Source organism: Herminiimonas fonticola (assembly GCF_040395855.1).
Classification (GTDB): Bacteria; Pseudomonadota; Gammaproteobacteria; order Burkholderiales; family Burkholderiaceae_D; genus Oxalicibacterium; species Oxalicibacterium fonticola_A.
Genome location: NZ_JBEBPO010000022.1, coordinates 23,684 through 30,136, shown reverse-complemented (window position 1 = coordinate 30,136; position 6,453 = coordinate 23,684). Strand labels below are relative to the sequence as shown.

Genomic DNA, 6,453 nt, shown 5'->3' with positions numbered 1-6,453 from the left:
CGTTTCCCCCACTGTCAAGACTGGCGCATTCGCGTCAATTGCGTATCATCTACGCTCGCTTTACTTAATCTGAAATCTCATGCTCCCTTCCATAGAACAACGTCTCGCCGTCGAACTCGCGGCCAAGCCCGCACAAGTTGCCGCTGCAATAACACTGCTGGATGAAGGCGCCACCGTGCCGTTTATTTCCCGCTACCGCAAGGAAGCAACCGGCGGCCTCGACGATATTCAATTGCGTTTGCTGGAAGAGCGCCTGCGCTATCTGCGCGAACTGGAAGATCGCCGCGCTGCAATCGTTGCTTCTATCGAAGAACAGAACAAGATGACGCCGGAATTGCTGGACGCCATCATGCACGCCGAAGACAAGACGCGACTGGAAGATCTGTATCTGCCGTACAAGCAGAAGCGCCGCACCAAGGCGCAGATCGCGGTCGAAGCCGGTCTGACGCCGCTGGCCGATGCCTTGCTGGCCGACCCTACGCTGAATCCGGAAGAAGAAGCGGCGAAATATCTGAAGCCTGCCTTCACGGTAGAGGGCATAGACAATCCGGGCGTCGCCGATACCAAGGCAGCGCTCGACGGTGCGCGCCAGATCCTGATGGAACGTTTTGCCGAAGATGCGACGCTGCTGCAAGCCTTGCGCGAATACATTACCGAGCACGGTATCGTCGAATCCAAAGTGGTCGAGGGCAAGCAGGATGCCGGTGAAAAGTTTGCCGACTATTTCGATTATTCGGAAACCATCGCCACGATTCCATCGCATCGCGCCCTGGCCTTGTTCCGCGGCCGTCGCGAAGAAATGCTGAACGTAAACCTGCGCCTGGATACCGAAGAAGAGAAGCCGAAATGGGATGCGCCGCTGAATCCTTGTGAAAGCCGCATCGCATCGCGCTTCGGCATCAGCAATCAGGGCCGTGCTGCCGACAAATGGCTGGCCGACACCGTGCGCTGGACCTGGCGCGTGAAGACCTTCATGCATCTGGAAACCGAGTTGATGACCAACTTGCGCGAGAAGGCGGAAGTCGAAGCCATCAATGTATTTGCACTGAATCTGAAAGCGCTGCTGCTGGCCGCACCGGCCGGCCCGCGCGCAACGATGGGACTCGATCCAGGCTTGCGTACCGGCGTCAAGGTGGCCGTGGTCGATGCCACCGGCAAGGTGGTCGATACCGCCACCGTCTATCCGCATCAGCCGCGCAACGATTGGGAAGGCACCTTGCATACGCTGTCGCAGTTGGCAGAGAAGCACAAGGTCGCATTGATCTCGATCGGCAACGGCACCGCCTCGCGCGAGACCGACAAGCTGGCGCAGGATTTGATCAAGCTGCGCCCTGAATTGAAGCTGACCAAGATCGTCGTGTCTGAAGCCGGCGCATCGGTGTACTCGGCATCCGAATTCGCCTCGCGCGAATTGCCGGATATGGATGTTTCAATACGCGGTGCAGTCTCTATCGCCCGCCGCTTGCAGGATCCGTTGGCGGAACTGGTCAAGATCGATCCGAAATCCATCGGCGTCGGCCAGTACCAGCATGACGTCGGCCAGACCCAGCTGGCGCGCTCGCTGGACGCCGTGGTCGAGGATTGCGTGAATGCGGTCGGAGTAGACGTCAATACCGCATCGGCACCGCTGCTGGCGCGCGTCTCCGGCCTGAACAATAGCGTGGCGCAAAGCATCGTCAGCTATCGCGACATGAAAGGCATGTTTGCTTCACGCGCCGATCTGCGCGCAGTACCGCGTCTGGGCGATAAAACCTTTGAACAGGCAGCGGGTTTCCTGCGCGTAATGGCTGGCGACAATCCGCTCGATGCCTCCGCCGTCCATCCGGAATCCTATCCGCTGGTGGAAAAAATCCTGGCCGACATCAAGAAAGATGTCAAAAGCATCATCGGCGATGAAAAAGTATTGAAGTCGCTGAATCCGGCCAAATATGCAGATGAGAAGTTCGGCGTACCGACCATCACCGATATCCTGAAAGAGCTGGAAAAACCCGGCCGCGATCCGCGCCCTGAATTCACCACCGCAACCTTCAAGGATGGCGTGGAAGAAATCCGGGATTTGCGTCCGGACATGATACTGGAAGGTGTCGTGACCAACGTTGCTGCCTTCGGAGCCTTCGTCGATATCGGCGTGCATCAGGATGGCCTGGTGCATATTTCCGCCCTTTCCAACACCTTCGTCAAGGACCCGCATACGGTGGTCAAGGCCGGCCAGGTAGTGAAAGTGAAAGTGCTGGAAGTCGATGAAAAACGCAAACGCATTGCGCTGACCATGCGACTGTCTGATTCCGCACCTGTTGCCGGCAGCAAACCTGAGCAGCGTGGCGATCGCAACGACAGCAAACGCCTGGCACAGCATCAGCAACGTCCGGCAGCGGATAGCGGCAGCGCGATGGCAGCGGCTTTTGCCAAACTGAAGGGATAATCGGCAGAACCGGCCGGATTTTCTTATAATGACGCATTCATGCAAGATCACCAGCGCAAATACAGCGCATCAACTACAGCGAGGCAGTAATGAGTGACGACGTACAATCCTGGATCAAGGAAACCGTAACCCAAAATCCAGTCGTGCTTTTCATGAAAGGCACCGCACAATTTCCGCAATGCGGCTTCTCCGGCAAGGCAATCGCATTGCTGAAAGAAAGCGGCGTAACTGATCTGGTAACCGTCAATGTGCTGGACGACGCCGAAGTACGCCAGGGCATCAAGGATTTTTCGCAATGGCCTACCGTACCGCAACTGTACGTCAAGGGCGAATTCATCGGCGGTTCCGACATCATGAACGAAATGTTCGAATCCGGCGAACTGCAAGCATTGCTGAAAGCCTGAGATGACGGCGTCTGCTGACGCTGTCGCATTACCGGCGCCGCGCCCGCAGCGATTCATCATCGCCATCACGGGCGCTACCGGCGTCATCTATGGCATACGCCTGCTGCAGGTGCTGCGCGACATCCCGGATGTAGAAACACATTTGCTGATTTCCGAAGCCGGGATGTTGAATCTGCATCAGGAACTCGGCATGAAGCGCAAGAATGTCGAAGCGCTGGCCGATGTGGTTCACAATGTGCGCGATGTAGGCGCGTCCATTGCCAGCGGCTCTTTCCAGTCCGACGGCATGATCATCGCACCCTGCTCGATGAAAACACTGGCAGCCGTCGCACACGGTCTGTCCGACAACCTGATCGCGCGTGCCGCCGATGTGGTGTTGAAAGAACGCCGCAGACTGGTCCTGATGGTGCGCGAAACACCATTCAATCTGGCACACCTGCGTAATATGACCGCCGTGACGGAAATGGGCGGCATCATCTTCCCTCCGCTGCCCGGCTTTTATCACCGCCCTGCATCCATTGCAGAAATGGTCGATCACACGGTAGGCCGCGTGCTGGATTTATTCGAGATTCAGCACACGCTGACACCGCGCTGGAATGGCTTGAAGACGCAATCGTAGGCACTACACGCATGCAGCAGCATGCGCATGCCTCATCTCCCAATATAAAAATGCACTTGCCAGCGCGCTACAGCTCATTACTGTAGCGCGCTGCATGCATTATTTCGTCTTGAAGATCAGCGATTTCAAACGCTGCAATTTTGGATAAACGATAGGCACCGTCAGCATGGTGCTCGCAATCGCCATCAGCAACAAGGCCGTAAAGGTTTCGCTGGTAATGATCTGCTTGTCGAGCAGGATATTGACGAAGATGATCATGATCAGGGCCTTGGTTTGCAGCAGCCAGCCTATGATCGACGCCTCACCCTTTTCCCATTTAAGGATTTTCCCCGCAACGTGGACGCCAGCCAGCTTGCCGACGACCGAAGCAACGAGCAGGACTGCGGCGGCGGCAAACACGACAGTGCCGCCGACTGCCCAGTTTGTTTTCAAGCCGGTACTGAGGAAATAAACCGGCATGATGGCGAGCAAAACGTTATGGCGCAGGAAATCCATTTTTTCCTGATTGAACCAGTGGGCATCCATGACCGCGCCCGCGAGGAATGCGCCAACCATGAAATGCAAGCCTGCCCAGTCGGCGGCAAGACTGCATACGGCCAGCCAGATCAGGCTGACGTACCAACGGTCCTTTTCCTCAAGCCACACCATTAATTTGCGAAACAGGAAAGTCGCTACCGAGAAACCGATCAGAAATGCTGCCTGTCTGCCCACACGCGTCCAGTCCAGCAAAATGATGGCGAGAACACCCCAGATGGCAACGTCATCCAGACTGGCATAGCGCAGGATGCGCTGACCAATTGGCTGGCGCAGTACTTCCAGTTTTTCCATCAGCAGGATGAGGATGGGTAATGCAGTCACCGCACATGCCATGCCCACACCGAGCACGAATTGCCAGGTGTAGGCTTTGGGACCTATCCAGCCGCTATACAGCAGCAAGCCGGCCGCCGCTATGCAACCGGTCAGCAGCGGAGTGCCCAGTGCAAGGCTTGCGGTAATGAAGCTCTCGCGCCTATGCTCCCATGCTTTTTTCAAATCCAGCTCTATGCCGGCAATCATCACGAAAATCATGACCGACCACCACGCAATGCCGTTAAGGGAATGAATGACGGTCGGATTGAAAACGAATGCAAAGTAGTCGGGATATATTGCCCCCATCACGCCAGGCCCAAGCAAAATGCCGGCAATGATCTGCACCACGACGAGCGGCGCATAATAATCGGTTTTGAATAATCGCCAGATCAGGTAAGGGACGCTGAAAATCAACAGCATCGCGATCAAAAAAATTTCAGTGGTGCTCATTCCCACATGCATGAATTTCTACCTTGTTGGATGGTTGAAGTGCGCTCTGCGGTGACAGCGATCGCCACCCTCGCTGACAACTCAGCGACACGTGCTGATGCACGTTGCGAACCGCACCCGTAAATGCGTACCAGATTGTACTTTAGACAATCTCTGTTTTGCGCACTAATGAACTAGAGATAGTGAGTGCCTGTGTAGAAATAGCGTCAAACGAATCTGTGTGGCATACGCACACTCACCGCGCTCAAGCTGTGAGGGGGATATAAATGAGAATGCGAGAGAAAAGCGAGGAAAGATATGTGCGTTCTGAAAACCAAAACGCCTCACATGCAATATGTGAGGCGTTTATTTTGGTGCCGACTGCCGGTTTCGAACTGGCCACCTGATGATTACAAATCAACTGCTCTACCAAATGAGCTAAGTCGGCGAAACTTTTCGCAGCGCGTATTCTACGCTATTTAATGCGAGTAAGTGTAGGGCGGCCACCTTTTTTTGGCGGATCCGGCTCATTATCCGAATCATCAGCAGCATCTTTTTCACTATGCTGATTGTGCGTGGTTGGCACGGCCGTCAGCGTCGGTGCAGAAGACGTTGCACCGGCTTGCTCATCGGCGGAAAAATCATCTGCCAATTCATCAGCAGACTGTGTGCCGGCGTTGCGGCTGATCGCCTCAAACGCCATGCCCTGCCCGTTTTCGCGCGCATAAATCGCCGTCACATTATCGACCGGAACCGAAATGTCGCGCGATACGCCGCCGAAACGTGCACTGAAACGAATCAAGTCGTTTTCCATCTTCAAGCCGCTGGTGGCGCTGAAGCTGATGTTAAGGACGATTTCGCCATTCTTGACGAACTCCATCGGCACGCGAGTGCCGCCGTCGACCATTGCGGCCATATACGGCGTGTATCCGTTGTCAGTGCACCATTCGTATATGGCGCGCAACAGATAAGGTTTGGTAGATGTTTCAGACATGATGAGGACAGGTTCCATGCATGCAAAAAGTGTGACATGAATTTCAAAAGATGTCGTTGAACAAAATGCAAGCTTTCACGCAACAACATCTTTTGATACATGAGCTGACTTTTAGCGGCGCATGACCTTTTCAGAAGGCGTCAATGCTTCGATATAGGCAGGACGCGAAAAGATGCGTTCTGCATATTTCATCAGCGGTGCAGCTGTTTTCGACAGTTCGATACCGTAATGATCCAGACGCCACAGCAACGGTGCAATCGCCACGTCCAGCATCGAGAATTCATCACCCAGCATGTACTTGTTTTTCAGGAACAGCGGTGCCAGCGTCGTCAGACGATCGCGAATTTCATTGCGCGCCTTCTCCTGGATTTTTTCGCCGCTACGGCCCTTGTCGTTTTCCAGCGTATGCACGTGGATGAACAATTCTTTTTCAAAATTGAACAACATCAGGCGTGCACGCGCGCGCATCAATGGATCGGCCGGCATCAGTTGCGGATGCGGAAAGCGTTCATCGATGTATTCATTGATGATGTTGGATTCGTACAGGATCAAATCGCGCTCAACCAGAATCGGCACTTGGCCGTACGGGTTCATCGTCGAAATATCTTCCGGCTTGTTGAACAGATCCACATCGCGTACTTCAAAGTCCATGCCTTTTTCAAACAGGACCAGGCGGCAGCGTTGGGAAAATGGGCAGGTAGTGCCCGAATAGAGAACCATCATTTTTATAGTTCCT

At 54.5% G+C, this 6,453-nt stretch carries 6 protein-coding genes and 1 tRNA gene; 3 read left to right on the top strand and 4 right to left on the bottom strand.

Going from position 1 to position 6,453, the window contains the following annotated elements; all coding sequences use genetic code 11:
* Nucleotides 1-79: 79 nt before the first annotated feature.
* From ABWP27_RS05050 to ABWP27_RS05040, 3 genes are all read left to right on the top strand, one after another.
* Nucleotides 80-2,422 (top strand): Tex family protein, encoded by a 2,343-nt coding sequence (locus ABWP27_RS05050; RefSeq protein WP_353154229.1) that lies wholly within the window; start codon nucleotides 80-82, stop codon nucleotides 2,420-2,422.
* 89 nt (nucleotides 2,423-2,511) lie between these two features.
* Nucleotides 2,512-2,826 (top strand): Grx4 family monothiol glutaredoxin, encoded by a 315-nt coding sequence (grxD, locus tag ABWP27_RS05045; RefSeq protein ID WP_353154226.1) that lies wholly within the window; start codon nucleotides 2,512-2,514, stop codon nucleotides 2,824-2,826.
* Between the two features lies 1 nt (nucleotide 2,827).
* On the top strand, nucleotides 2,828-3,445 hold the full coding sequence (locus tag ABWP27_RS05040; RefSeq protein WP_353154223.1) for a UbiX family flavin prenyltransferase: 618 nt from the start codon (nucleotides 2,828-2,830) through the stop codon (nucleotides 3,443-3,445).
* A gap of 99 nt (nucleotides 3,446-3,544) precedes the next feature.
* Here the strand turns inward: ABWP27_RS05040 and ABWP27_RS05035 are convergent, their stop codons facing one another.
* The 4 genes from ABWP27_RS05035 to ABWP27_RS05020 form a co-directional block, all read right to left on the bottom strand.
* The gene (locus ABWP27_RS05035) at nucleotides 3,545-4,756 is read right to left on the bottom strand and encodes a cation:proton antiporter (protein WP_353154220.1); all 1,212 of its coding nucleotides are present in this window, start codon (nucleotides 4,754-4,756) and stop codon (nucleotides 3,545-3,547) included.
* A 339-nt stretch (nucleotides 4,757-5,095) separates the two neighbouring features.
* Nucleotides 5,096-5,171 (bottom strand) — tRNA-Thr (locus tag ABWP27_RS05030).
* A 27-nt stretch (nucleotides 5,172-5,198) separates the two neighbouring features.
* Nucleotides 5,199-5,717 (bottom strand): ClpXP protease specificity-enhancing factor, encoded by a 519-nt coding sequence (locus ABWP27_RS05025; protein ID WP_353154217.1) that lies wholly within the window; start codon nucleotides 5,715-5,717, stop codon nucleotides 5,199-5,201.
* A gap of 111 nt (nucleotides 5,718-5,828) precedes the next feature.
* On the bottom strand, nucleotides 5,829-6,440 hold the full coding sequence (locus ABWP27_RS05020) for a glutathione S-transferase N-terminal domain-containing protein (protein ID WP_012081111.1): 612 nt from the start codon (nucleotides 6,438-6,440) through the stop codon (nucleotides 5,829-5,831).
* Nucleotides 6,441-6,453: the final 13 nt, after the last annotated feature.

Coding starts and splice junctions, on each gene's coding strand:
- ABWP27_RS05050 (WP_353154229.1), top strand. CDS start 80: ATGCTCCCTTCCATAGAACAACGTCTCGCCGTCGAACTCGCGGCCAAG.
- grxD (WP_353154226.1), top strand. CDS start 2,512: ATGAGTGACGACGTACAATCCTGGATCAAGGAAACCGTAACCCAAAAT.
- ABWP27_RS05040 (WP_353154223.1), top strand. CDS start 2,828: ATGACGGCGTCTGCTGACGCTGTCGCATTACCGGCGCCGCGCCCGCAG.
- ABWP27_RS05035 (WP_353154220.1), bottom strand. CDS start 4,756: ATGCATGTGGGAATGAGCACCACTGAAATTTTTTTGATCGCGATGCTG.
- ABWP27_RS05025 (WP_353154217.1), bottom strand. CDS start 5,717: ATGTCTGAAACATCTACCAAACCTTATCTGTTGCGCGCCATATACGAA.
- ABWP27_RS05020 (WP_012081111.1), bottom strand. CDS start 6,440: ATGATGGTTCTCTATTCGGGCACTACCTGCCCATTTTCCCAACGCTGC.